Annotated in this window: 22 protein-coding genes; 1 reads left to right on the forward strand and 21 read right to left on the reverse strand. The window is 42.3% G+C overall.

Annotated features, from left to right (window positions below; translation table 11 throughout):
• From ACZYRN_RS08695 to glpK, 5 genes are all read right to left on the reverse strand, one after another.
• A complete protein-coding gene (locus ACZYRN_RS08695) occupies window positions 1–915 on the reverse strand; it encodes an AAA family ATPase (protein ID WP_488911157.1) in 915 nt (304 codons plus the stop codon).
• A gap of 81 nt (window positions 916–996) precedes the next feature.
• Window positions 997–1,248, reverse strand: coding sequence for an RNA chaperone Hfq (gene hfq / locus ACZYRN_RS08700; RefSeq protein WP_018392428.1), 252 nt, complete (start codon window positions 1,246–1,248; stop codon window positions 997–999).
• Between the two features lie 42 nt (window positions 1,249–1,290).
• Window positions 1,291–2,241, reverse strand: a complete 951-nt coding sequence (miaA, locus tag ACZYRN_RS08705; RefSeq protein WP_488911158.1) for a tRNA (adenosine(37)-N6)-dimethylallyltransferase MiaA — start codon at window positions 2,239–2,241, stop codon at window positions 1,291–1,293.
• 45 nt (window positions 2,242–2,286) lie between these two features.
• On the reverse strand, window positions 2,287–3,912 hold the full coding sequence (locus ACZYRN_RS08710) for a glycerol-3-phosphate dehydrogenase/oxidase (RefSeq protein ID WP_488911159.1): 1,626 nt from the start codon (window positions 3,910–3,912) through the stop codon (window positions 2,287–2,289).
• Between the two features lie 145 nt (window positions 3,913–4,057).
• Complete coding sequence (gene glpK / locus ACZYRN_RS08715) at window positions 4,058–5,548, reverse strand: glycerol kinase GlpK (protein WP_488911160.1); 1,491 nt, start codon at window positions 5,546–5,548, stop codon at window positions 4,058–4,060.
• A gap of 122 nt (window positions 5,549–5,670) precedes the next feature.
• On the opposite strand from glpK, the gene ACZYRN_RS08720 reads away from it, so the two are divergent.
• On the forward strand, window positions 5,671–6,432 hold the full coding sequence (locus ACZYRN_RS08720) for a polyphosphate kinase 2 family protein (protein ID WP_488911162.1): 762 nt from the start codon (window positions 5,671–5,673) through the stop codon (window positions 6,430–6,432).
• 56 nt (window positions 6,433–6,488) lie between these two features.
• On the opposite strand, the gene mutL is transcribed toward ACZYRN_RS08720, so the two are convergent.
• The 16 genes from mutL to ACZYRN_RS08800 all read right to left on the reverse strand — a co-directional run bounded on the left by mutL (window position 6,489) and on the right by ACZYRN_RS08800 (window position 26,172).
• On the reverse strand, window positions 6,489–8,276 hold the full coding sequence (gene mutL / locus ACZYRN_RS08725) for a DNA mismatch repair endonuclease MutL (RefSeq protein ID WP_488911163.1): 1,788 nt from the start codon (window positions 8,274–8,276) through the stop codon (window positions 6,489–6,491).
• A gap of 46 nt (window positions 8,277–8,322) precedes the next feature.
• Window positions 8,323–10,890, reverse strand: a complete 2,568-nt coding sequence (mutS, locus tag ACZYRN_RS08730; protein ID WP_488911164.1) for a DNA mismatch repair protein MutS — start codon at window positions 10,888–10,890, stop codon at window positions 8,323–8,325.
• Window positions 10,891–10,975: 85 nt separating this feature from the next.
• Window positions 10,976–11,476, reverse strand: coding sequence for an outer spore coat protein CotE (cotE, locus tag ACZYRN_RS08735; protein ID WP_488911165.1), 501 nt, complete (start codon window positions 11,474–11,476; stop codon window positions 10,976–10,978).
• 155 nt (window positions 11,477–11,631) lie between these two features.
• Window positions 11,632–12,066, reverse strand: a complete 435-nt coding sequence (locus ACZYRN_RS08740; protein ID WP_488911166.1) for a YlbF/YmcA family competence regulator — start codon at window positions 12,064–12,066, stop codon at window positions 11,632–11,634.
• Window position 12,067: 1 nt separating this feature from the next.
• Window positions 12,068–13,603: a tRNA (N6-isopentenyl adenosine(37)-C2)-methylthiotransferase MiaB gene (gene miaB / locus ACZYRN_RS08745; protein ID WP_488911167.1), complete on the reverse strand. Its 1,536-nt coding sequence runs from the start codon at window positions 13,601–13,603 to the stop codon at window positions 12,068–12,070.
• A gap of 126 nt (window positions 13,604–13,729) precedes the next feature.
• Complete coding sequence (locus ACZYRN_RS08750) at window positions 13,730–14,596, reverse strand: 2-oxoacid:ferredoxin oxidoreductase subunit beta (RefSeq protein WP_488911168.1); 867 nt, start codon at window positions 14,594–14,596, stop codon at window positions 13,730–13,732.
• A 2-nt stretch (window positions 14,597–14,598) separates the two neighbouring features.
• A complete protein-coding gene (locus ACZYRN_RS08755) occupies window positions 14,599–16,341 on the reverse strand; it encodes a 2-oxoacid:acceptor oxidoreductase subunit alpha (protein WP_488911169.1) in 1,743 nt (580 codons plus the stop codon).
• 231 nt (window positions 16,342–16,572) lie between these two features.
• Window positions 16,573–16,833, reverse strand: a complete 261-nt coding sequence (locus ACZYRN_RS08760; RefSeq protein WP_488911170.1) for a stage V sporulation protein S — start codon at window positions 16,831–16,833, stop codon at window positions 16,573–16,575.
• Between the two features lie 67 nt (window positions 16,834–16,900).
• Entirely contained in the window at window positions 16,901–17,701 is an 801-nt protein-coding gene (locus ACZYRN_RS08765) for a TIGR00282 family metallophosphoesterase (RefSeq protein WP_488911171.1), read from the reverse strand.
• 271 nt (window positions 17,702–17,972) lie between these two features.
• On the reverse strand, window positions 17,973–19,532 hold the full coding sequence (gene rny, locus ACZYRN_RS08770) for a ribonuclease Y (protein WP_488911172.1): 1,560 nt from the start codon (window positions 19,530–19,532) through the stop codon (window positions 17,973–17,975).
• Between the two features lie 243 nt (window positions 19,533–19,775).
• Entirely contained in the window at window positions 19,776–20,843 is a 1,068-nt protein-coding gene (gene recA, locus ACZYRN_RS08775; protein WP_488911735.1) for a recombinase RecA, read from the reverse strand.
• A 387-nt stretch (window positions 20,844–21,230) separates the two neighbouring features.
• The gene (locus ACZYRN_RS08780) at window positions 21,231–22,523 is read right to left on the reverse strand and encodes an O-acetylhomoserine aminocarboxypropyltransferase/cysteine synthase family protein (protein ID WP_488911173.1); all 1,293 of its coding nucleotides are present in this window, start codon (window positions 22,521–22,523) and stop codon (window positions 21,231–21,233) included.
• 69 nt (window positions 22,524–22,592) lie between these two features.
• Window positions 22,593–23,837, reverse strand: coding sequence for a competence/damage-inducible protein A (locus tag ACZYRN_RS08785; RefSeq protein ID WP_488911174.1), 1,245 nt, complete (start codon window positions 23,835–23,837; stop codon window positions 22,593–22,595).
• 60 nt (window positions 23,838–23,897) lie between these two features.
• Complete coding sequence (gene pgsA / locus ACZYRN_RS08790) at window positions 23,898–24,476, reverse strand: CDP-diacylglycerol--glycerol-3-phosphate 3-phosphatidyltransferase (RefSeq protein WP_488911175.1); 579 nt, start codon at window positions 24,474–24,476, stop codon at window positions 23,898–23,900.
• A 25-nt stretch (window positions 24,477–24,501) separates the two neighbouring features.
• Window positions 24,502–25,362 carry a helix-turn-helix domain-containing protein gene (locus ACZYRN_RS08795; protein ID WP_488911176.1) on the reverse strand — a complete coding sequence of 287 codons (861 nt, stop codon included), beginning with the start codon at window positions 25,360–25,362 and terminating at the stop codon, window positions 24,502–24,504.
• 18 nt (window positions 25,363–25,380) lie between these two features.
• Window positions 25,381–26,172 (reverse strand): YmfK family protein, encoded by a 792-nt coding sequence (locus tag ACZYRN_RS08800; protein WP_488911177.1) that lies wholly within the window; start codon window positions 26,170–26,172, stop codon window positions 25,381–25,383.
• Window positions 26,173–26,204: the final 32 nt, after the last annotated feature.

The following is a 26,204-nucleotide window of genomic DNA, read 5'->3' on the forward strand; positions in this document are numbered from 1 at the left end:
TTATTTCGACAATTCGAAATCTTCTCCTTTCAACAGTTTCAAATCCTTTTTAGAATGTGTTGTTTGCTTCATTAAACGAATCGCCTGCTTTCTTGCGGCTTTCTCGATCATCGTTCGCATGTTACGGCCATTCGCAAAACGAAATCCTTGCTTTCTTTTTTCTTCCGCTATTTTTTCCATCAAAATTGGTTTCGCGGCCAAATCGATTTCGTACCATTTTTCGCGTGCGCTCTGTTCTGCTATTTGGTACAGCTCATCCACCGTATAATCCACAAAATGATGCGTAATGGGAAAACGAGATTGCAATCCTGGATTAAGCGTTAAAAAGTGTGCCATTTCTCTTGGATATCCTGCCAAAATCAAAATAAAGTCATTTTGATGATCTTCCATTTGTTTCACAAGTGTATCGATTGCTTCTTTGCCAAAATCTTTTTCACCGCCGCGTGCTAGTGAATAAGCTTCATCAATAAACAGAACACCGCCTAATGCTTTTTTTACGAGATCACGTGTTTTCTGTGCTGTATGGCCGATATATTCCCCAACGAGATCAGCTCGCTCTGCTTCGATAAAATGCCCTTTTTCAAGAATATGAAGCCGTTTAAACATCGATGCGATAATGCGGGCAGCCGTTGTTTTTCCTGTGCCCGGGTTGCCTGTAAACAGCATATGGAGCATTTGCCCTTTCGTTTGAATACCGGCTTCAATTCGCTTTTGATTAATATAAGCTGTTGCGTATAATTCACGAATAAGTATTTTCAAATCGGCAAGGCCGATCAATTGTTCCATCTCTTTTTCAATATCGAGAAGTATCTCGTGAGCAGGATGACGGTGCCATTCTGGTTCTGCAGCCGGTGCCATTTTTTCTTTCGGCTGAAAGACGACATGAATGCGGCCTGGCTGATTGATCTGCTTCATGCCAACAGCCCCCTTTTGCTTCAATTGTATGCTTTGAAATAAAAAAAAGACCCGCATCTATGCGGGTCTTCATTCACATCGTCATTGTTTATCCAATTGTAAGCTGACTTCATCAAAATTTAAACTGACGCTGCGTTGAGGAGCAAATGTCGAAATGGCATGTTTGTAAACGAGCTGCTGTTTGCCATCTGTTTCAACCAGTACCGTAAAATTATCAAATCCTTTAATAAGTCCGCGGAGCTGGAATCCATTCAATAAAAAAACTGTGACCATTGTGCTATCTTTGCGCAGCTGGTTTAAAAATTGATCTTGAATGTTAATAGGCTGTTTCATGCTTCGTCCTCCTCTTTCTATCTGTATCCATTAATACTTATTCTATTTTAGATTAAGCTTTCCTGCCAGCAACGCGCAAATTTGTTGTTTTTTTTCACTACGCAATGCCTCATCTGTCATGTCCACCCATTCAATATCCATTTTATTGCGAAACCATGTCAACTGCCGCTTCGCGTAATGGCGCGAGTTTTGTTTTAATAAATCCACTGCTTCCTCCAGCTGCTGCTCGCCTTTTATATAGCCAAACAATTCTTTATAACCAATCGCTTGAACAGCGGGGAGGTCTTTTAACCCGAGGTTATACAGCCTTTCTGCTTCCTCTAGCAGACCCGATTCCATCATCTTATCGACCCGTTTATTAATCCGTTCATATAGCATCGCCCGCTCCATTGTCAGTCCGACGATCGCGCTATCATATTTCGCCTCAAGTTTTTTGCTGCTTTGCTGCTCAGATGCCGGACGGCCGGTCGTGTAAAAAATTTCGAGTGCACGAATTGTTCGGCGTACATTGTTTGGGTGAATAGCCTCTGCAGATACAAGATCCACTTCACGCAGCTTTTTATGAATGGCCTCAGCACCAGCATTTTCCGCTTCCTTTTCTAACTCTTTGCGAATCGATTCATCGTTGCCATCCTGGGCAAATTGATAATCATATAAAACAGATTGAATATATAGTCCTGTTCCGCCGCATATGATGGGCAATTTCCCCCGCGCATCGATATCCGCTATTTTCTCCCGTGCAAGCTGTTGAAATTCTGCCACTGAAAAGGTTTCATCCACATTTTTTATATCGAGTAAATGATGCCGGACACCATCCATTTCTTTTTCCGTCACTTTTGCCGTTCCAATATCAAGTCCCCGGTAAATTTGCATGGAGTCACCGCTTATAATTTCACCGTTTAACTGTTTTGCAATATATATACTTAAGTCCGTTTTTCCAGACGCAGTCGGCCCAATAATGACTGCTGCTTTTTCTTTCACCATATGTCTCACAGCCCTCTTCATATCGATATTCTTTATTATAACGGATCCCTATCTTTAAGAACAGGCAGCGATTTCTGCTTCTAATTCAGCTATATGCTTTTCTTTTTCTGTTTGAGACCAGTTAAAATGGTCAGCTAACATATCTGTGCATACTTCTTTATAATGAAGAACGGTTTCCAAATCAAACAGCAGCGCACTAATACGACGAATGAAAAAGTCAGCCGGTGTGTAAACCATTTCTTCTTCTATACCGTACATAAGCTGCGCGTACAGCACATTTGGCAGCGTATTGTTTTCTTTCTTATGGGCAAATAATTTATCCACGTTTGAACCATACTTATTAACAAGTGTCTCTGCTTCTTCTTTTGAAAATCCTTTTGCCATGCCAGCAGCTGTTTTTTCTTGAACATACGTCTGAAACTTCGCTGAACCACCGACATCCCCGCCTGAAATCGGCAAATATTTCGTTTCGGACGAACTGAATAAAATAAATTGTTCTTCTTTAAACCATTTCGCCACACGATCCACAATCATTTCCGCCATTTTTCGGTAGCCAGTCAATTTTCCACCGGCAATCGTCAATAAACCTGTCTCTGATTCCCAAATCTCATCTTTACGTGAAATGTCCGATGGGTCTTTTCCCTCTTCATAAATAAGTGGCCGTACGCCTGACCATGAAGATTCAATGTTCGATTCGTTCACATTAACAGATGGGAACATGTATCGGATCGCTTCAAGCAAGTAGATTCGGTCTTCCGCTGTCACATCCGGGCGAATTGGATCCCCTTCATAGAATGTATCCGTCGTACCAATATACGTTTTGCCTTCGCGCGGAATCGCAAATACCATCCGCTTGTCCGGTGTATCAAAATAAACGGCCTGTTGAAGCGGGAATACAGACTCGTCCATAACGATATGAATTCCTTTTGTAAGGCGCAGCTGCTTGCCATCTTTAGCACTATCTTTTTTTCGGACGGAATCCACCCAAGGACCAGATGCATTAATAACCTTTTTAGCTGAAATGTTAAAGGAGCTGCCATTTATTTGATCGACTGCTTCAATTCCCGTTATACGACCGTTTTCATACTGAAATCCATCTGCCTTCACATAGTTCAAACAAAGAGCACCCTTCTCAGCCGCTTTTTTTACCACTTCAATCGTTAACCTGGCGTCATCCGTGCGATATTCTACATAGTAACCGCTCCCTTTTAAACCCTCTTTTTTAATCAATGGTTCTTTTTTTATTGTTTCAGCTACTGAAAGCATGGAGCGTCGTTCAGATCGCTTTACACTCGCTAAAAAGTCATATACACGCAGGGCAGCAGACGTTGTATATTTTCCAAATGTACCCCCTTGGTGCAGCGGCAAAAGCATCCACTCCGGTGTCGTCACATGTGGTCCATTTTCATATACAATCGCTCGTTCTTTCCCAATTTCCGCAACCATTTTCACTTCAAGCTGTTTTAAATAACGAAGTCCTCCGTGCACAAGCTTTGTGGAGCGGCTAGATGTACCCGCTGCAAAATCTTGCATATCAATAACAGCTGTCTTCATTCCTCGCATTACTGCATCGAGTGCAATTCCCGCGCCCGTGATACCGCCCCCAATAATAAGCACATCAAACGTTTCAATTTTTAACATGTTTATTTTTTCTGCCCGGTTCTTATTTGAAAAGTTCATTTTCTCATCCCCTCGCTTTATTATGTACCCTTAAAAGACGAAAAAAAGACCTGAATAATCGAACAGTCATCACTGTCTCATTTCAGATCTCTTTCAATCTCTCAGCCTTATATAAACGGAGTTGCCTTATAAGAGCACCCCCCCTTTATTGAAAGGCAATAGCTGCTTTCACGGCCTTTTTCCATCCGCTGTACAATTCATTGCGAACGGCTTCTTCCATGCTCGGTTTAAATATACAATCTACCTGCCACTTACGAGCAATTTCTGTGCGATCGCTCCAGAAACCAACCGCAAGACCGGCTAAATAGGCTGCGCCGAGTGCCGTCGTTTCATTAATTTTTGTCCGTTCAACAGGGACATTCAACAAATCACTCTGGAATTGCATTAAAAAAGAATTCATAACCGCACCGCCATCGACCCGGAGCGTTTTCAATGAAATACCGGAATCTGCTTCCATAACTTCCAGTACATCTTTCGTTTGATACGCCAGAGACTCAAGTACCGCACGAATGAAATGTTCTTTTTCTGTACCTCGTGTCAAGCCGAATACAGCACCGCGCACATCACTTTCCCAGTACGGTGTGCCAAGTCCAACGAATGCCGGTACAACATAGACACCGTCAGTTGAGGAAACCCGCTCCGCATACTGCTCGCTGTCACTCGCTTTTTTTAACATCCGCAGTCCGTCTCGGAGCCATTGGATTGCAGAACCGGAGACGAAAATACTGCCTTCAAGTGCATATTCGACTTTTCCATCCATCCCCCATGCGATCGTTGTCAGTAAACCATGTTCAGACTTGATCGCTTTTTCACCAGTGTTCATGAGCATAAAACAACCCGTTCCATATGTGTTTTTTGCCATTCCTTTATCAAAACATGCTTGTCCGAACAAAGCAGCCTGCTGATCACCTGCGGCTCCTGCAACTGGAATTTCCTGACCGAAAAAATGAACGGGCGAAGTCATTCCATATACATCCGATGACGGGCGCACATGTGGAAGAATCGCTTCCGGTATATTTAAGATATCAAGCAGTTCTTTATCCCATTCGAGTGTATGAATGTTGAACAGTAATGTACGCGATGCATTCGAATAATCGGTGACGTGCACCGCACCATCCGTTAATTTCCAAATGAGCCACGTATCCATTGTGCCAAACAACAGTTTTCCTTGTTCGGCCAGCAGACGGGCTCCTTCTACTTGATCAAGAATCCATTTTACTTTCGTTCCAGAAAAATATGGATCGATAAGAAGGCCTGTTTTATCACGAAATAGCTGCTCATATCCATTTTGTTTTAACTCGGCGCAAATATCCGCTGTCTGACGTGACTGCCAAACAACCGCATGATAGATCGGACGGCCCGTTTCTTTATCCCAGATTACCGCTGTTTCACGCTGATTCGTAATGCCGATTGCTTCGATCTGATTGGCACGGACCTCTTTTTCAGTTAATACTGTTGCCATACAAGATAAAACTGAACCCCAAATTTCATTCGCGTCGTGCTCAACCCAGCCTGGATGCGGAAAATATTGCGTAAATTCTTTTTGCGCAGAATGAACGATTTCCCCTTCTTTATTAAATAAAATCGCCCGTGAACTTGTCGTTCCTTGATCAATAGATAAAATATACTTTTCCATGTAACTCCCCTCCTTGTTAAAACAACTGTTTATCCTACACGCTATTGGAAGCGGTGTCAAATATTTTTCTCTTTGTTCCAAGAGCCTTTTTTTCGGGTATAGTAAAAAAGGAGGCGATACATATGGAAATAAAGTTAAATAAATTAAAACAGGACAAGCACCTCGATGTAAAAAAAGAGTATCAAGCGGAACTTGAAAAATACCAGCGCCGCTTACTCAGTTTGCAACAGCTATTGTTCCGTGAAAAAATCGGTTTAATCGTCGTTATGGAAGGGATGGATGCAGCTGGTAAAGGCGGTGCGATCAAACGAATGACAGCCGAACTCGATCCTCGCGGTATAGCCGTTCATCCAATTTCCGCACCTGCTCCTCATGAATCGCGCTATCATTACATGCAGCGATTTTGGCGAAAAATCCCGCAGTACGGGCAATTGACAATTTTTGACCGATCATGGTACGGACGTGTTTTAGTTGAGCGTATTGAAGGATTTGCGAAGAAGGAAGAATGGAAGCGTGCGTATGATGAAATAAATGATTTCGAAAAATTACTAACAGATGACCGCTACATTATGATCAAATTTTGGCTGCAAATTTCAAAAGAGGAGCAGCTGAAACGTTTTGAAGAACGGCAGAACAATCCGCTTAAACGATGGAAGATTACCGATGAAGATTGGCGTAATCGGAATAAATGGGATTTGTATATCGAAGCGGCCGAAGAGATGCTGCGCCGAACCGATCACGCCTATGCACCATGGCACGTTATTGAAGGCAACGATAAGAAATATACACGCGTTGCGATTTCACGAAAAACAGTTGAACATATTGAAACCTATTTAACAAAAGAAGGCATTGTCTTACCCGAATATGCTTTGTTTAACGCATAAAGAATAAGAGCGTGGCCTCTTATACGAGATCACGCTCTTGTTTGATTCTCTCTTCTTTACATAATCCGTTTAAACATTTTTTCAATATCATAGGTTGACAAATGAATCATAATCGGACGGCCATGCGGACATGTGAATGGATCTTCGCTTTCACGCAAATCATTTAATAACTGCTCAATTTCATCCTTCCGCAAATGCCGGTTCGCTTTGATTGAGCCTTTGCAGCTCATTAAAACCGCTGCTTCCTCACGAATTTTTTTCACATCCGGTTTTTTCATCTGAAGCACTTCTTCAATCATTTCTTCGATTACATCGCGCTCTTCCCCTGTTGGAAACCAGGACGGATGCGCTTTAACAATGTACGACTTATCCCCAAACGGTTCTAGAAAGACACCGACTTCTTCAAGAAATGGACGATTTTCTTCCACTTTCAAATACTCATCTGCCGAAAACTCAAATGTCATCGGAATAAGCAATTCCTGCAGTTCGTTTTCAATCCGGCCTACTTTTTCTCGAAAGTATTCATATTTTAGCCGCTCCTGAGCGGCATGCTGATCAATCATATACAACCCCTTTTCATTTTGGGCAAAAATGTAGGTGCCATGCATTTGACCGATTGGATACAGCGGCGGAATCCGGTCTGTTACCGGTTCTTCTTGATCAGGAAGCGTGACTGTTTCAATTACTGGTATCGTTTCTTTCACCGGCTGATTGTAAAATTCAGGCTTATAAAGTTTTTCCACTTCTTCTTTTGGCGGCATCGCAGGCTTACTCGGCTGCGGTGCCTCAAATTGAAAAGCTCGCTGCTCGTTGAAATCTTTGCGTTTTTTTAACGTCGGCAATGCATCTGGAATGAGCGTCTCTTTTCGGAGCGCCTCTTTGATAGCAGCCGATAAAAGCGCACAAAGCTCCTGCTCTTTGCTAAAACGGACTTCAAGTTTGGATGGATGTACGTTAACATCTACAAGCAGCGGATCCATTTTCATATTGACAAGCACGATCGGATAGCGGCCGATTGGCAAAAACGTGTGATATCCTTCTAAAATAGCGTTCGACACTTTGTAATTTTTGATAAAGCGTCCATTAACCATCATCGACATATAATTACGTGAAGCTCTCGTCACTTCGGGCAGTGAGAGAAATCCAGACAATTCAAAGTCAAGTGATCTGGCATGAACGGGAATCATGCTTTTAGCAATATTGATGCCGTAAATGGCGGCAATGACTTGCTTCGCATCGCCGTTTCCATTCGTTTTTAACAATTCCCGGTCATTATGGCGGAGACGAAATGATACATCTGGCCGGCTGAGCGCCATCCGATTGACCACGTCCGTAATGTTTCCAAGTTCCGTAGGCACACTTTTCATATATTTCAAGCGTGCTGGTGTATTGAAAAATAAATTGGATACCATTATTTCTGTCCCTTTTCGTGCCAGTCCCGGTTTTTTAGATTGTATAACCCCTCCAGAAAGAATTATTTCTGTACCCGCATTTTCCCCCGTTGAAGTCGTCATCTTCAAATCCGAGACAGAGGCAATACTCGGTAATGCTTCCCCTCGAAAACCGAGTGTACGAATGCGAAAGAGGTCGGCTTCATCTTTAATTTTGCTCGTCGCATGACGATAAAACGCACGTTCCACATCATCGTTTGCCATTCCCGCTCCATTATCTGAAACCCGGATAGAAGAGAGGCCGGCTTCTTCCACATCAATTTCAATGACTGTGCTCCCCGCATCAAGCGCATTTTCTGTTAATTCTTTTACAACCGATGCTGGGCGCTCGACGACTTCACCGGCGGCAATTTTGTTTGACAGCGATTCATTGAGCTGAATGATGATGCCCATTTTATCACCTCATTTTTTTATAACTTCATTTTTTTTAGCAATTTAATCAGTTTGTTGACTTCTTTACTGATTTTTGCAAGGCATATAGTGTGTTCATTGCTTCCATCGGTGTCATTTCCATAATGTCATAGCTTAGCAGCTTGGAAACGATGGTTTTATCTTCTTTTAATACAGGCTGAGATACCGGTTCTTCTTTAAAAAACGATAACTGTCCTTCGTTAATGATTTCAGGTTCGGGCTTGGTTTCTTTATGTTCAAACGAGCGCAACAACTCATCCGCACGTGTGATAACCGCATTTGGAAGTCCTGCTAGTTGCGCAACATGAATGCCATAACTTTTATCTGCCGCCCCGTCTTTTACCCTATGCAAAAAAACGACTTTTCCCTCTTGTTCAGCAGCGGTGACGTGCACATTTTGCACATGCTCCAGTGACTGATCAAGCACAGTCAATTCATGGTAATGTGTGGAAAATAACGTTTTCGCTCGAATATTTTTATGAATATATTCAATCATTGCCTGTGCTAGAGCCATCCCATCATAGGTGGACGTACCGCGGCCAATTTCATCAAATAAAATGAGTGATCGGTCCGTTGCATTTACAATCGCATGTTTCGCTTCCAGCATTTCTACCATAAACGTACTTTGTCCCGAAACCAAATCATCGGCCGCCCCAATCCGAGTAAATATTTGGTCAAATATGGGTAGTACCGCTTTGTCAGCTGGTACATAGCAGCCGATTTGAGCCAAAATAGCAATAAGTGCTACTTGCCGCATGTATGTACTCTTCCCAGACATATTCGGGCCAGTAATAAGCAGCATATCGCGTTTAGGCCCCATCAAGCAATGATTAGGGACAAAAAGCTGGGCGTCCATCACTTTTTCCACAACTGGGTGACGGCCTTCTTCGATGATCATCGTGCGGTCTGTTGAAAAAACAGGACGCACAAACCGACGTGATTCACTAATAGCTGCAAAACATTGCAACACGTCAATTTCACTAACCGTACGAGCCAATTTTTGCAAACGCGGAATAAACTCTTTTACTTTTTCACGCAACTGTGAAAAGAGTTCGTATTCAAGTTCTATCATCTTATCATTCGCTTCTAAAATAAGCGTCTCTTTTTCTTTTAATTCTGGCGTCACAAACCGCTCACAGTTTGCTAGTGTTTGTTTCCGTTCATAGCGGCCCTCTTCAAGTAAACTAAGATTCGCTTTCGTCACTTCAATATAATAACCAAAAATGCGGTTATAACCAATTTTCAATGACCTAATTCCCGTTTTTTCCCGCTCTTCTTTTTCAAGTTCAGCAATCCATTGCTTGCCATTCCGTGCAGCATCACGGTATTCATCAAGCTGGGGAGCGAATCCGTCTGCAATCATCCCGCCTTCTTTAACAGAAATCGGCGGCTCAGTCATAAGCGCACCTTCAAGCAAGTCAAAAAGCTCTGTACACGGATCAAGCTTGTCCGCTAATTTCTGTACGTCAGTTCCATTAATTTTTTTCAATATATCCATTAATTGCGGAATTTGGCCAAGTGATTTTTTCAGCTGAATAAGGTCGCGTGCATTAACATTGCCAAACGCCACACGCCCTGCAAGCCGCTCAAGATCATACACTTCTTTTAACTGTTCACGCAATTCTTCTCGTTCGAAAAAAGACGCCATAAACGTTTCCACAATACCAAGACGGCGATTAATGTCTTCTACATTCAAAAGCGGGCGATCAATCCATTGCTTAAGCATCCGTCCGCCCATAGACGTTTTTGTTTCATCAAGAAGCCATAATAGTGATCCTTTCTTTCCTTTTGAACGAATCGTTTCGGTCAGTTCAAGATTTCGCTTCGAATAATAATCGATATTCATGTAATCGTGGATTTCATACTGTTCTGCCGGTTGTAAATGATCGAGATTCCGCTTCTGTGTCCGATAGAGATAATGATAAAGACGGACAGATGCTTTTCTAGTTAGGGCGTGCGTTAATTTTGATAAAAGCGTATCAAATGTAATTTCATCTGTATTCTCTTCAATCGAAATAACCGCTCCAAAACGGTCGTTAATTTTCTTTATTTCTTCCGAATTCCACGCATCATTCATAATAATTTCTTTTACACCGTAGGCAGCAAGCTCATGCAGTGCGCTGTCAAATGAATGAAAAACAGCGGTTCGGCATTCACCAGTCGTTAAGTCTGCAGCCGCAACAGCATAGTCATTACTAGACTGCTCCAGTGAAGCAAGGTAATGATTTTCTTTCTCTTGAATCCCTGCGCCTTCCATCATTGTACCAGGTGTTATGACTTGTACGACTTCTCGTTTAATTACACCTTTCGCTTGTTTCGGATCTTCTTGCTGTTCACAAATCGCGACTTTATGTCCTTCTGCAATGAGTCGTTCTATATATCCTTTCGCCGAATGATAAGGCACGCCGCACATTGGAATCCGATCTTGACTGCCGCCCTCACGTGACGTTAAAGTAATTTCCAGTATTTGACTTGCTTTTTGCGCATCATCAAAAAACATTTCGTAAAAATCACCCATGCGAAAAAATAAAAAGGCATCTTCATAGTCTGCCTTTACACGCAAATATTGTTGAATCATTGGAGTATATTGTGCCATGTTTAATCCCTCTCTGTCGATCTTCTTCTGTTAGTATAGCACACAGAAAAAAAGCGGGAAAACAGTCTGTTCCCCGCAGCGCAATTTAGTGGTGATGATGCTCTTCAGCCGTTTCTCGCTCACAGTCCCACTCATCTTCATAATCATGAACAGAAACCGTTATTTTTGTATCGCCAGTAACTTCTACCGTTAGTTCCCGTTCAGCCTGCACATTAATTTTTGTGCCGCAGTCACTTATAACCGCTTCCTGGCAATTTGGCTGTTGAATAACCTTCACCCAAACATCGTCATCTCCGCTGCAGTCATCATCACGATAGGAAAGTTTGATCACATCTTTGTAGTCCACTTTTTCCGTTACGACAGCTGTTTTCGTATGATTGTGATAAGAATACCAGACGTTGATCTCGTACGTGCCAAACACCTCTGTCTTATGGCCGTTTTTCTTGGCCTTGTACTCATGATTAATGATCCAGCAACCTAGAATGCCGGACGGCTTATTTGGCGGCAAAACAGCATGATGCGTCTGCGTGTACTTTCTGCCTTTGGCGACGACGGACTTCGTGATGATTTCGCGATATTGACTCAAGATGTGCGTCCCTCCCTTTGTTAGTCTTTGTATTGTATGCAGCATGTGTAAGTGTGGTGCCCATGAAAATTTTTCGCACGGCAATTCCGTTTGCACTTCCCATTTTTTCAAACAAAAATCCCGTCACGATGTTCGTGACGGGATTGGACTGCTTTTTAACAGCTGCCCGGTGTACTATTTTGAACTTGTGCGCCGGTCTCGCCTCTCAGCAAATCGCCGCCCGTTTCTTCAAGTATATTATCCGTTACTTTGTTTGAAATCGCCGTTGCAACCATTTGTAAAATTTCATTTACATCCGTTTGAGACTGTTTGAACTGCTGAACAATAGGCATTTCATCCAGTTCAATTTCAATTTTTTCAATTTTTTCTTCAACCATTTTTAAAGCAGACTCTTTGCCGTAATGCTGGAAGTTTACAGCTTGTTTTTGTAAACTTTTCAAGCTGGCCATCTTTTCACGCAGCTTTTGGTTTTCATGAATTTTAGCCTCTGCCTGCTTAAAAAATTCTACTTCTTCCGTTGCCGAAATCATGTTTGCAATTTCTGTTGCTTTTGCGATAATATCATCTTTTGTGTATAATGCTTTTTCCATATTAGTTCACCCCGGCCATTTTTTGATTTTCTACTGCTACTCCATCAAGCGACCACGTTTTCGCTTCCGTAATTTTCACCGGAATAATTTTGCCAATCGCTGACTTTGGTGCTTTTACATTGACGAGCTTGCTTTTCGTTGTGTAGCCTGCTAAAACATCCGGGTTCTTTTTGCTTTCGCCTTCAATTAATACGTCGACAACTTGCCCTTCATATTTCTTCATAGATTCACCGGCAAGCTCATTCACGAGGGCATTTAAACGCTGAAGACGTTCTTTTTTCACTTCCATCGGGACATTGTCAACCATCTTCGCCGCCGGTGTACCTTCACGCGGCGAGTAAATGTATGTGTACGCAAGTTCGAAGCCGACTTCACGGTAAAGTGACATCGTTTCTTCAAATTGCTCATTCGTTTCATTTGGATAGCCAACAATAATATCCGTTGTCAGCGTCACATTCGGAATTGCGGTTTTAATTTTACGGACAAGTTCAAGATAGTCCTCACGCGTATATTTACGTGCCATAATTTTCAACACATCCGTTGAACCTGATTGTACAGGCAAATGAATGTGATCCATTAAATTACCGCCTTTTGCAAGCACTTCGATTAACTGATCATCAAAGTCACGTGGATGGCTCGTCATAAAGCGGACGCGCGGAATGCCGATATGACGAATTTCATCCATTAATTCTCCAAGACCGTACTTCATATCGTCAAGGTCTTTTCCGTACGCATTAACGTTTTGACCGAGCAATGTCACTTCTTGGTACCCTTGTGCAGCGAGATGTCTCACTTCCCTAATAATTTCTTCAGGACGCCGGCTTCGCTCTTTCCCGCGTGTATAAGGGACAATACAGTACGTGCAAAACTTATCGCAGCCGTACATAATGTTCACCCATGCTTTAATATTTCCACGGCGTACTTTCGGCAAGTTTTCAATCACGTCGCCTTCTTTCGACCATACCTCGACAACCATTTCCTTTGATAGATATGCTTCATTTAAAATTTCCGGCAAACGGTGAATGTTATGCGTACCAAAAATCATATCGACGTGATGATATGATTTCAAAATTTTATTAACGACTGCCTCTTCCTGTGACATACAGCCACATACACCGAGCAATAAATTGGGATTATCTCGTTTGAGTTGCTTTAAAAAACCGAGTTCTCCAAATACTTTATTTTCTGCATTTTCACGAATGGCACACGTGTTCAATAAAATGACGTCTGCTTCTTCTGGCGTATGAACAGCTGTATAACCGAGCGCCATGAAAATACCGGCCATCACTTCTGTATCGTGTTCATTCATTTGACATCCATACGTGCGAATGTAAAAGTTTCGTTCTTTGCCCATTCCTTGAAACCGTTCATCAATTTTAAAGTCAAGATGAGTGACTTCTTCTTTTCCTCGTTTTTTCGCTTCTTTTAACGAAGGCGGTGTATAAACGGTTTCAAAATACTTGCTGTAATCCTTGTCGGATTTTTTGTCCGATGGATTAATCGCCTGCTGCCCGTCTTTTCGTTGTTCTTCGTTCATCGTAAATCTCCTTTCCGATCTTGCTAGACTATCGTGCACATTCCTTTAGTATATAACGGAAAAACAATGTGCTCAAGCGAACAGCTGCAAAAGACGCAGAGTTGTAAATTCTCTGCGTCAAAAAAATTACATAAATTCTTTGAGAAGCTCATCAAACGCAGCTTCATTCATTTTCAAATCAGCATGTGCTAGCGGTTCTTCCGAATAGCCATTGACAAGCTGCTGATAAGAGGAACGTTCTTTATTTTGGTAAATGATGCCTGTCACTAAGTCATCGTGCTGCATCAATGTATTCATCGCACCTTCACGGCTTGATGGATCATAGCCTTCAATGTCCGCAAGCTTCGTTAAGTTTTCTTTAAACCAGTCATACGTGTTCACTTTATTATAGGTCACACATGGACTAAAGACGTTAATTAAGGAAAAACCTTTATGATTAATGCCTGCTTCAATGATGGCCGTTAAATCTTTTAAGTCCGTCGAAAAACTTTGTGCGACAAATGTTGCCCCTGTTGTAACGGCTAACTGCATAGGAGAAAGAGTCTGCTCAATAGATCCTTGCGGAGTGGACTTTGTTTTAAATCCTGCTGCTGAACGCGGAGACGTCTGTCCTTTCGTTAATCCGTATATTTGGTTGTCCATGACGATATATGTCAAGTCGATATTACGACGCATTGCATGAATTGTATGGCCCATACCGATTGCAAAACCATCCCCATCACCGCCTGAGGCAATAACCGTTAAATCTTTATTTGCCATTTTAACACCCTGGGCAATCGGAAGCGCTCGGCCGTGAATACCATGAAGACCGTATGAGTTAATGTATCCTGAAATACGGCCAGAACAGCCGATACCAGATATAACAGCTAAGTTTTCAGGTGTTAAGCCCACATTTGCTGCAGCCCGCTGAATCGCTGCCTGCACCGAGAAGTCACCACAGCCTGGACACCAGTTTGGTTTTACGTTATTACGGAATTCTTTAAATGTCACCATGATTAGATCAACTCCTTGCTGCTATCAACAATATGATGCGGTTGGAACGGATTTCCATCATATTTCAAAATACTTTTAATTTTTTGCGGATAGCCCGCATTCATTTTAATAATGCTTGCCAGTTGTCCTGTTGCATTGTTTTCCACGACAGCAACATGTTTCGCTGATTCGATTAATGGCAAAATTTCGTCCGTTGGGAATGGATGGATAAGTCGCACACGCGCATGGTTCACTTTTATCCCATCAGCTTCTAAACGTACCATTGCTTCTTCAATCGCACCGCCTGTCGAGTTAAAGCCAATTAATAGAAGATCCGCTTCTTCATGTTTCACATTCTTTTCAATTGGATTCGGGAACGTCTTATGCAAGTTATTCAGCTTGCGCATCCGCTTGTCCATTTGCGCTTTCCGGTTCGCTGGTGATTCAGACGGTTTACCTGTCTCATCATGCTCAACGCCGGTTACGTGATGGATTCCGTTTACAACACCTGGAATAACACGCGGCGACACACCGTCTTCTGTTACTTCATATCGTTTAAAATATGCCTTATTTTCCGCTTCCGGTACACCTTCTGTAACAAGTTTACCACGGCGAATGTCAATCTTATTATAATCGAGCTTATCCACTGTATGTTTACCTAAAGACAGTTGCAAATCAGATAATAGAATAACCGGCACTTGGTATTCTTCAGCAATATTAAAGGCTTCAATTGTATCATAGAACCCTTCTTCTGCTGTACCCGGCGCGATGACCACTTTCGGAATTTCACCATGTGTGCCGTAAATCATCGCCATTAAATCTGACTGTTCCTGTTTTGTCGGAAGGCCGGTCGATGGACCGCCGCGCTGTGTATCAATCACAACAAGTGGTATTTCCGTCATACCGGATAGGCCAATGGCTTCCATCATGAGGGACAGACCAGGGCCTGCAGACGCTGTAAATGACCGAATCCCGCCGTAGTTTGCACCAATCGCCATGGTCGCTGCCGCAATTTCATCTTCCGTTTGAATGACGGCACCACCGACTTTCGGCAGTTTTTTGATTAAATACTCCATAATTTCAGAAGCCGGTGTAATCGGGTAAGCTGGCATAAGACGGACACCTGCTGCAAGCGCACCGAGGGCAATCGCATCGTTGCCGATCATAAACATACGCTTGTTTCCATCCGCTGGCGGCAGTTCAAGTACGCTTGACTGTCCACCCATTTTTTCTTTCATATAATCATAGCCCTGTTGAATGGCCTCCATATTTTTCTGGACAACCTTTTCCCCTTTACGGCCGAAGATTTCCTCAACAACATCAAGAAATACCGATACATCCAGGTTAATGATCGCACACGTTGCACCGACCGCGACCATGTTTTTCATAAGAGACGTGCCAAGTTCTGTTGCGATTTCTGTAAATGGAACCGCGTAAAATGCCGCTTCTGTATCAGTCGGCTTCACCGGTTTAAATTTTGTGTCAGCAATGATAATCCCATCTTTATGAAGTTCCTGATAGTTGACATCGATTGTTTCTTGGTCAAATGCAACAAGAATATCGAGGTCATCCGCTATCGCACTTACTTTCGTGATACCGACACGAATTTTATTGTTTGTATGTCCGCCTTTAATGCGGGATGAAAAGTGGCGGTATCCGTACAGATAATAGCCAAGGCGGTTCAGGGCCGTAGAGAAAATTTCTCCCGTGCTTTCAATCCCTTCTCCTTGCTGTCCTCCCACTTTCCATGAAAGTTGTTCTAACATCGTTTGTTACACTCCTTTAATCGTGCCAAATCAATTGATTTACTTCCTTTAGTCTATCATTTTTTAAAGTAAATCACTATATGAATCTCTTATGTTAAAAATACCAAATCACTTATGATAATCCTCATTAAATGAATCGGGTTTAAACAATGTTGATAGTGTATTCTTTTTATCTTAAAAATGCAAATGATTTTCCACAAAAAAAAAATTTCGGTCAATTGACCGAAATTTTTAGCGGGATTGAATAATTAATTTCATCGCTGTCCTCGCTTCACCAGCAATCATTATACTTGTAAATGCAGGGATACAGATTAAATCAATGCCGCCCGGTGCAACGAATCCCCGGGCAATCGCCACAGCTTTAACCGCCTGATTAAGGGCGCCTGCACCGACGGCTTGAATTTCTGCGTTTCCTCTTTCACGCAAGACGCCAGCAAGCGCACCGGCGACTGAATTCGGGTTTGATTTTGACGATACTTTCAAGACATCCATTCGTTTATCCCCTTTCAAAAACCTCGATTCGTCTTTCATATATATTCAATTGAGGCGGGGCTATGAATTAATAATCACTGAATGGATGGTCTTCGTTAATTAAAATACGCCGGATCGATTTGGAGAGACCTGTTTTCCGGTCAGCTTGGACGATGCAGCCTGATAACTGCGTGCGTCCTTCTTTCGGTACTTCAAAACGAGCCGGTAGTGCATTTTGAAACTTTTTGATGATGGCTTCTTTCTCCATGCCAAGAATGCCATCATAAGGGCCTGTCATGCCTACATCTGTTAAATAGGCTGTACCTCCTGGCAGCACTCGGTTATCTGCTGTCTGTACGTGTGTATGCGTTCCAACGACCGCTGTCACCCGCCCATCTAAAAACCAACCCATCGCCTGCTTCTCACTCGTCGTTTCTGCATGAAAATCGACGAAAATAAACGGTGTGCGCTTCCTCGCTTCCTCAATAAGTTCATTCGCCTTTTTAAACGGACAGTCAAGATCGTTCATAAAGACACGTCCCTGAAGATTGATCACAGCTACTTCAAATTCACCTGCCGGCACGTAAGCAATCCCTTTTCCAGGCGTTCCTTCAGGAAAGTTAGCTGGCCGTACAAGCCATTTTGCTCCGTCAATAAATTCAAAAATATCTCGATTGTCCCACGCATGATTACCGAGAGTGATAACATTCGCTCCATCGTTCATAAAGGTTTTATAAATCTTTTCCGTAATACCGCGGCCGCCTGCTGCATTTTCACCGTTTATAATCGTCATTGATGGCCGATACTTTTGTTTTAATTTTGGCAAATACTCACTTACCATATCCCGGCCAGGTGAACCGACAATATCACCGATAAATAATAGTTCCATAATTGCTGCCTTCTTTCTCGTTTTTTAACATAGCTCTAGTATAGAACACTGTTGATGTTTATCTTGTTAACGCTATGAAATGTTTAAAGAACGTGCATGCGCTCTCACGTTCTCCTGACGTTTTATAGTGTTAGAGCAGCCTTTCAACTGTTCTGCAAGGCGTCTTAGAACCGTGGTTCCAAGACGAAATACGAAATGAGCCAAAAATCGTTTAATTAACAATCGTGTTTAACAAAAAGAAAGCGATGTGACCAGCGCACACCGCTTTCGCTTATTTTGCGTATTCTACAGCCCTTGTTTCACGGATGACCGTTACTTTAATGTGACCTGGATAGTCGAGCTCGCCTTCAATACGTTTTCGAATATCACGCGCAAGTCGATGCGCCTGCAAGTCATCAATTTGTTCCGGTTTCACCATAATTCTTACTTCGCGGCCAGCTTGAATAGCAAAGGATTTTTCAACACCATCATAAGATTCAGATATTTCTTCTAATTTCTCTAGACGACGAATGTAGTTTTCAAGTGTTTCACTTCGTGCTCCAGGACGGGCAGCAGACAATGCATCTGCTGCAGCCACAAGAACAGCAATGACAGATGTCGGTTCTGTATCCCCATGGTGAGAAGCAATGCTGTTAATGACAACTGGATGCTCTTTATATTTTTGACCGAGCTCGACACCAATTTCAACATGGCTTCCTTCTACTTCGTGATCAACTGCTTTTCCGATGTCATGAAGTAACCCTGCACGGCGTGCCAACGTTTCGTCTTCACCTAGTTCAGCAGCAAGAAGACCAGATAAATATGCGACTTCGACAGAGTGTTTCAGCACGTTTTGACCATAGCTTGTCCGGTATTTTAAACGTCCAAGAATTTTGATCAAATCTGGATGAAGTCCATGAACGCCGACTTCAAATGTCGTTTGTTCACCGATTTCGCGAATATGCTCATCCACTTCACGTCTTGCTTTATCGACCATTTCTTCAATACGTGCTGGATGGATACGTCCGTCCTGTACTAACTTTTCTAGTGCAATACGGGCTGTTTCACGTCGGATTGGATCAAAGCCAGACAGAATGACTGCTTCCGGTGTATCATCAATGATTAAATCAATACCCGTTAGCGTTTCAAGTGTACGGATGTTGCGCCCTTCACGTCCGATAATACGGCCTTTCATTTCATCATTTGGCAATGTCACAACGGATACAGTCGTTTCAGCGACGTGGTCAGCCGCACAACGCTGAATAGCCAGTGATAAGACCTCACGTGCTTTCTTGTCTGACTCTTCTTTCGCACGATGCTCATTTTCTTTTACCATGACGGCAATATCATGAGACAGTTCTTGTTCCGTTCTTTCTAAAATGATGGATCGCGCTTCATCCCGGTTCAGAGCAGAAATTCGCTCAAGTTCAGACTGCTGCTTTTTCACCATCTCATCCACTTTGCTGTCCATCTCTTCAATATGTTGTTGTCTTGTGTTTAACGCTGCCTCTTTAAGTTCGAGCGTTTCTTCCCGCTTATTTAGAGAATCATCCTTTCGATCAAGGTTTTCTTCTTTTTGAAGGAGGCGGTTTTCCTGTTTTTGCAATTCATTTCTTCTCTCACGGATTTCAAGTTCTGTTTCCGTGCGCAGTTGATGAATTTCATCTTTTGCCTCAAGCAATGCTTCTTTTTTTGAAGCTTCCGCTTCACGTTTCGCGTCATCCACAATTTGATCCGCGGCGGTTTTCGCGCCTGCGATTTTTGATTCGGCAATTGATTTTCGTACAAAATAGCCAACAACGACACCAATGATAAGGCCAAGCAAAATGGAGATGATTGTAATGGGTTCCATCATTTCACCTCCCCTTGCTATAGATGATTGTCATGTCTTTAACATGTCGGCTGCTGTCACAACTTTAGTATGGGACAAACAGCGCTACATTTCCATTTTCAAGATAAAAAATGTCAAATATATATCTTCAATTTTATCGGTGTGAAAATTTATTGTCAAGGTTTTCTCAAGGTATGATACTGATTATGTAGATAATAGGATATTTTCAAACAAAAAACAGGAGGAATCCCTCCTGTTTATGTTTTATTCTTCTTCAAAAAGCGATCCATCTTGCAGCGGTGTATCTTGATCATTTTCATCCTCTATCGGGTTCACAGAGATTTGATCCAGTCCATAACGCTCACGGATTTTCATCATAATTTCATGGCGTAGTTCCGGATTTTCTTTCAAGAATTGTTTTGCGTTTTCACGACCCTGACCAAGACGCTCTTCATTGTATGAATACCAAGCACCACTTTTTTGAATAATGTCTTCATCAGAACCGAGATCAATAATTTCCCCTTCACGCGAAATGCCTTCTCCGTACATAATATCAACTTCCGCTACACGGAACGGAGGTGCCACCTTATTTTTGACAATTTTAATTTTTGTTTTATTTCCTACTATATCGTTGCCCTGTTTCAATGCTTCAGCACGTCTTACTTCAAGGCGTACAGAGCTATAAAATTTGAGCGCACGGCCGCCAGGTGTTACTTCTGGATTTCCGAACATGATCCCAACCTTTTCACGAATCTGGTTAATAAAAATCGCAATCGTATTTGATTTATTGATAGCTCCTGACAGCTTACGAAGTGCCTGCGACATGAGACGGGCTTGCAAGCCTACGTGAGAGTCTCCCATTTCGCCTTCAATTTCCGCCTTCGGTACAAGCGCCGCTACGGAGTCAATAACAATAATATCGACCGCACCACTTCGTACGAGCGCTTCTGCAATTTCAAGTGCCTGCTCGCCTGTATCAGGTTGCGATAAAAGTAATTCATCAATATTAACGCCGAGCTTTTGCGCATAAACGGGATCGAGCGCATGTTCTGCATCAATAAAAGCAGCTTGTCCGCCTTTCGCCTGTACTTCTGCAATCGCATGAAGGGCAACCGTTGTTTTACCCGAGCTTTCTGGCCCATAAATTTCCATGACACGTCCGCGCGGATACCCCCCTACACCAAGTGCCACATCAAGGGCTAGAGAGCCACTCGGTATTGTCGATATACGGCGCTCTGCCTGTTCTCCAAGTTTCATAATAGAACCTTTACCGAATTGTTTTTCAATTTGTTTTAGTGCCATATCTAAGGCAGCTTGACGGTCATTCGTCATAAAATTCCTAGTTAAATCTCGATACAAAAGTTATCATATCCTATAAAAATATGAAAACTCCGAAAGATAACCAGGACTCACCTCCTTACATTTTTATTATTTCAAAGTGAATAAATATTAGTGAAAGTTTCTTAATCTATTAGTGAGAACAATTGTTTTTATAATTGCTTCATAACCTGTCACAACTATACCGCATTTAAGAGGTAATTACAAGCGAAAATCGAACATTTATTCGTTTTTTAAGAGAAGGAAAGATTTGCTGAGAAGAAGCGGAAGAGCACTAGAGGCGTTTTCTTACAGCACACCCGGGACAGTATGCTCTTTCTATTATAGCACAGTATCCATAAGAAAAGCGCGCCCCGACATGGCAGCGCGCTAATGATCAAATTATGAGTTGATTCCCGTTCCTTTTTCAATTGCTTGTTTTAAGTCTGCAATTAAGTCTGTAGGCGATTCAAGACCGATAGATAAACGAATCAATTCTTCTGTTGTACCTGTCTTTTCCATGTCTTCCGCACTAAGCTGCTGGTGCGTAGTCGATGCTGGATGAATAATCAAAGATTTTCCGTCTCCGACATTCGCTACATGAGACCATAGTTCCACTGAGTCAATCGCTTTTTTACCAGCATCACGGCCGCCTTTAATGCCAAAGATCACTATCGAACCAAACGTACCATTTAAATATTTTTGTGCTAGTTCATGAGAGGGATGATCATCTAATGATGGATGAGAAACCCATTCAACACCTGGATGATTGTTTAAGAATGCGATGATTTCCTGTGTGTTTTCATGATGTCGCTTAATACGGAGGTGCAACGTTTCAAGTCCTTGCAAAAGCAAAAAGGCACTGTTTGCACTAAGCGCTGGACCGAAATCACGCAGCAACTGAACACGCAGCTTCACTGCAAACGCTGGGCCTTCAATATCTGCATACTTTAACCCGTTATACGACTCGTCAGGCGTTGTAAATCCCGGGAACTTATCTGTATTCCAGTTAAACATTCCACTATCAATCACGACACCGCCTATAACCGTTCCATGGCCGCTAATCCATTTCGTTGCCGAGTGGACAACAATATCTGCGCCCCATTTAATTGGCTGAGAACCATAAGGAGAAGCAAATGTGTTGTCGACAATTAACGGGATTCCATTTTCATGAGCGACTTCTGCTGTTTTTTCGACGTCCAATACATTTAACGATGGATTGCCGATAATTTCAGCAAAAACAGCTTTTGTTTTCGATGTAATCGCTTTGCTGATATTTTCCGGATCTGTTAAATCGACGAATTTAACCTGAATTCCATATTTCGGTAGTGTATTAGCAAATAAATTGTATGTACCGCCGTATAGATTTACATCTGCTACAATCTCATCCCCCGCGTGGGCTACGTTCATAATCGCAAATGAGATAGCTGCCATGCCGGATGACAGTGCCACAGCTGCTGCACCACCCTCTAAAAGTGCAACTCGCTTTTCAAATACATCAACCGTCGGATTCGTAATACGTGTATAAATATTGCCTGCCTGTTCAAGCGCAAATAATGCCCGGGCATGATCTGTGTCTTGAAATACATACGACGTTGTTTCATAAATGGGTACAGCACGGGCTCCTGTTACCGGATCAGGATATTGTCCACCATGCAGCAAATTCGTTTCAGGCTGCCACTGTTCTCTCGTCATCTATCGTTCCTCCTCTTTGTTCATTCACTATAAGTATATCGATTCTTCGCGTTCATCGTCAATTCGTTGTCAGAACATTTCAGCAAATGACTGAAGTAAGTAATGACAGCCGTATTTCACTGTCCGTTTGCGAACGCCCTCACGGCTGCCTATCATTTTTAATGGATGAACAATCGTTTCCTGCCCTTCTGCCGCAATCGCCAGAAAAACCGTTCCCGGTTCATGTCCCTCAAGCGGGTCAGGTCCTGCAACACCAGTAAAACTAATACCGATGTCCGATTCGCATAAGTTTCGTACATTTTCAGCCAGTTCTTTTGCGCATTCACTGCTGACCGCACCATACTTTGATAACGTGTCGCTTTTCACACCGAGAATTTGTTTTTTTACTTCATTCGTATAACAAACAATGCCTCCTTTAATATGAGTACTCATACCTGGAATAGCGGTCAATTCTCCAAGGAACAATCCACCGGTCAAACTTTCAGCAGCTGCAATAGTCAACTTTTTTTCTTTCAATTGATCTGCGAGTTCTGCTGCAATGGTCGTTTCATCATATCCATAAAAATACTGTCCAACCCGTTCTAAAATTTCATCTTCTGCCTTTTGTATCATGCGGAACGCTTCGTCCGATGATTCATGTTTAGCCGTGATCCGAAGTGTAACTTCACCTTCACCTGCAAGTGGGGCGATCGTCGGGTTTGTCTGCTTCATTAAAATATCATCAATGTCCGTCTCAAGTGTCGATTCGCCAATACCAAAAAAACGCAGTACACGCGATTCAATTCGCTCTACTTTTTCCAGGACATTTACAATTGCAGGCCGTCCATAGTTTAAAAACATCGGCTGCATTTCGCGCGGTGGTCCTGGAAGCAGGACATAATACTTTCCATCAACTTTTGCAAACATACCGGGTGCCATACCATGGTCATTTTTTAATACAGTACTCCCTTTAATGACCAGCGCCTGCTTTTTATTATTTGCCGTCATTACACGGCCTGTTTTATCAAAATAAGTTTGAATGCCGAAGAGCGCCTCTTCGTTATATTCAAGTGTCCTACCGAGCATCCGAGCAATCGTCTCTTTCGTTAAATCATCTTTTGTCGGCCCAAGACCACCAGAAAAAACAATTAAGTCTGCACGGGATTGGGCTAATTTCACCGCTTCTTTAAGCCGCTGTTCATTATCACCAACAACTGTATGATAATATATATTAACGCCTATTTCAGCGAGATGCTGTGAAAGAAAGCGGGCATTCGTATTTGTAATTTGCCCTAATAATAATTCAGATCCAACTGCAATAATTTCCGCATTCATATGTATTCGCTCCTAAGTTTGAAAAAGGTACCCGTGGAGTTTCCCATAGGCACCTATCTGTTATTTCGAGTTTTTAAAAATATCTTTATTTAATTTAAAATAATCCCAGCCAGACCACATCGTAAAGAAGAGAGCAATCCAAAGCATGATGTCTCCAAATGGCATGTTTATGCTCTCAAATGGAGCATTGTGAAGCAATAATATAGCAATCGCCACAATTTGTGTCCACGTTTTAATTTTACCGAGGGTATTGGCTGCGACGACTTCACCTGTACCTGCTAAGATGAGCCTTAGACCGGTCACCGCAAATTCACGGCTAATAATAGCAATAACGATCCACGATGGAGCAAAATTCAATTCTACTAAAATAATAAGTGCCGCTGAAACGAGCAATTTATCAGCGAGTGGATCTAAAAACTTCCCGAAATTGGTGATGAGATTATATTTCCTTGCAATATAGCCGTCAATCCAATCTGTTGTTGATGCGACAATAAATAAAAGCGCTCCAACTAAATGTTCAATCGGCATGTCTGTTCCAAATACGCTAACTGCTCCCCATCCAAAGTCAACAACCATAACAAGGATAAAAAATGGAATCATGAGAATACGTGAGATGGTAATTTTATTCGGTAAATTCAAAATAGTTCCCTCCAAGAAACAACCGTTATTGTGCTTTTAAACGAATGACAATATCTTGCCGCACTTGCTCTGCTGCCGGCAGTTTATACGCAAGCGCTTCGCCGTTCACAGTAATAACGGTATCAGGTGCAAATCCAACAACAATTTTTGCTTCTTTTTGCCCTGCTAAGTTATGGGTTTGCGCCTGTCCTTTTGTAAGAATGCCATTATAATATTTTTTACCGCTGCCATCTGCCAGCTCAATCCACGTTTCACCCTTCGATGATATGGCGATTTCAAATGACTTTGCTCCAGCTACTTCATATACAGTCTGTCTTCCATTCGTTGATACAGCAGACATTGTTTGAGCAGGTGCTGGTGGTTTTTCTACTGCCGGTTTTTCTACCGGAGGCTTCTCAACAACAGGTTCCTCTGTTTCTACTGCTGGATCTTCTTTAACCTGTACTTCTTCATCAACAGCTGGTTCACTTTCTGAACCGCCTTTGGGAATCATCATCCAGACGAGGAAGACACCCCCAACAATAAATGCCGTCACTAAAATTTTCGGTAAATACTCTAATAACTTTGATGAACTGCGAACTCTTTTCGATGCGTCGATGCTTGTCGTTTGTCCCGAAGCAGTCGGACGAAGCGGGACTTCATCTTCTTTAGATGACGGTATTTCGCCTTTAAATTCTTCAAACAGTTCATCTACGTTTAAGCCTATCGCTTCTGCATACTGCTTAATAAACGCACGTACATAAAATTTACCCGGCATTATATCATAGTTACCTTCTTCAATGCCAGCGAGATAACGCTTTTGAATCTTTGTCAATTCTTGAACATCTAACAACGACATTCCTTTTGACTCCCGCGCTTCCTTTAATTTTTTTCCTAATTCTGTCACCCATAACACCTTCCAATATTAAAAGTTAAAACCACCAAAGTTCGAATCCTGGAACAGGTTGTTTTTTTCTACTGCTTCATACGTAATTTCTTCATCCGGTTCATTTCGAAGTTCAATAATATAGTCAAAATCATCCAGTGAATAATCACTGTTCGCTGCGAAGACATCCGGATGTTCGACCACTTTTACAGCCGGAAGTTGCATGACTTCCCGGACGAGCTGCCAGTGTTTTTCACCGGCCCTTTTTGCAGAAATAACACCATCAAGAATAAAAATGTTATTTGAATTATATTCATCACGCAAAAGTTGTTCCCGTACCGTTTGCTTAATCATTGTAGAAGACATGAATAACCATCTTTTATTTGCACAAACACTCGCTGCCACAATCGATTCCGTTTTTCCGACGCGCGGCATTCCACGAATTCCAATTAGCCGGTGTCCTTCCATTTTAAACAATTCTGCCATAAAGTCGACGAGAAGTCCAAGCTCACTGCGAATAAACCGAAACGTTTTACGGTCATCTTCATCACGCTCGATATATCTTCCGTGACGCACAGCCATCCGATCACGTAATTTCGGCTCCCGCAGCTTGATAATGTCAATTGTATCCATTGTCATTAAAATCGACTCGAGCCGTTTAATTTGATCTTCATTTTCCGTCCGCATTAATAATCCGCGGCTTTTATCATCGACCCCATTGATGGTCACAATATTAATTGACAGCATACCGAGCAAAGAAGAAATATCACCAAGCAGACCCGGACGATTCTTTTTTATTCTATATTCAAGGTACCACTCTTTTTTCACCATCGAACTCCTCCAGTCGGCATGCTCCTGATCTT

It is taken from the genome of Domibacillus sp. F004 (genome assembly GCF_057814295.1).

What these genes read in the sequence shown, in the direction of transcription:
- mutS (WP_488911164.1), bottom strand. Translation starts at nt 10,890, where the DNA reads ATGGCACAATATACTCCAATGATTCAACAATATTTGCGTGTAAAGGCA.
- ACZYRN_RS08740 (WP_488911166.1), bottom strand. Translation starts at nt 12,066, where the DNA reads ATGGAAAAAGCATTATACACAAAAGATGATATTATCGCAAAAGCAACA.
- ACZYRN_RS08760 (WP_488911170.1), bottom strand. Translation starts at nt 16,833, where the DNA reads ATGGATGTCTTGAAAGTATCGTCAAAATCAAACCCGAATTCAGTCGCC.
- rny (WP_488911172.1), bottom strand. Translation starts at nt 19,532, where the DNA reads ATGGAACCCATTACAATCATCTCCATTTTGCTTGGCCTTATCATTGGT.
- ACZYRN_RS08755 (WP_488911169.1), bottom strand. Translation starts at nt 16,341, where the DNA reads ATGTTAGAACAACTTTCATGGAAAGTGGGAGGACAGCAAGGAGAAGGG.
- recA (WP_488911735.1), bottom strand. Translation starts at nt 20,843, where the DNA reads ATGACGAATGACCGTCAAGCTGCCTTAGATATGGCACTAAAACAAATT.
- hfq (WP_018392428.1), bottom strand. Translation starts at nt 1,248, where the DNA reads ATGAAACAGCCTATTAACATTCAAGATCAATTTTTAAACCAGCTGCGC.
- ACZYRN_RS08720 (WP_488911162.1), top strand. Translation starts at nt 5,671, where the DNA reads ATGGAAATAAAGTTAAATAAATTAAAACAGGACAAGCACCTCGATGTA.
- glpK (WP_488911160.1), bottom strand. Translation starts at nt 5,548, where the DNA reads ATGGAAAAGTATATTTTATCTATTGATCAAGGAACGACAAGTTCACGG.
- ACZYRN_RS08780 (WP_488911173.1), bottom strand. Translation starts at nt 22,523, where the DNA reads ATGACGAGAGAACAGTGGCAGCCTGAAACGAATTTGCTGCATGGTGGA.
- miaB (WP_488911167.1), bottom strand. Translation starts at nt 13,603, where the DNA reads ATGAACGAAGAACAACGAAAAGACGGGCAGCAGGCGATTAATCCATCG.
- ACZYRN_RS08785 (WP_488911174.1), bottom strand. Translation starts at nt 23,837, where the DNA reads ATGAATGCGGAAATTATTGCAGTTGGATCTGAATTATTATTAGGGCAA.
- ACZYRN_RS08800 (WP_488911177.1), bottom strand. Translation starts at nt 26,172, where the DNA reads ATGGTGAAAAAAGAGTGGTACCTTGAATATAGAATAAAAAAGAATCGT.
- ACZYRN_RS08695 (WP_488911157.1), bottom strand. Translation starts at nt 915, where the DNA reads ATGAAGCAGATCAATCAGCCAGGCCGCATTCATGTCGTCTTTCAGCCG.
- ACZYRN_RS08710 (WP_488911159.1), bottom strand. Translation starts at nt 3,912, where the DNA reads ATGAACTTTTCAAATAAGAACCGGGCAGAAAAAATAAACATGTTAAAA.
- mutL (WP_488911163.1), bottom strand. Translation starts at nt 8,276, where the DNA reads ATGGGCATCATCATTCAGCTCAATGAATCGCTGTCAAACAAAATTGCC.
- ACZYRN_RS08765 (WP_488911171.1), bottom strand. Translation starts at nt 17,701, where the DNA reads ATGGAACTATTATTTATCGGTGATATTGTCGGTTCACCTGGCCGGGAT.
- ACZYRN_RS08750 (WP_488911168.1), bottom strand. Translation starts at nt 14,596, where the DNA reads ATGGTGACATTTAAAGAATTCCGTAATAACGTAAAACCAAACTGGTGT.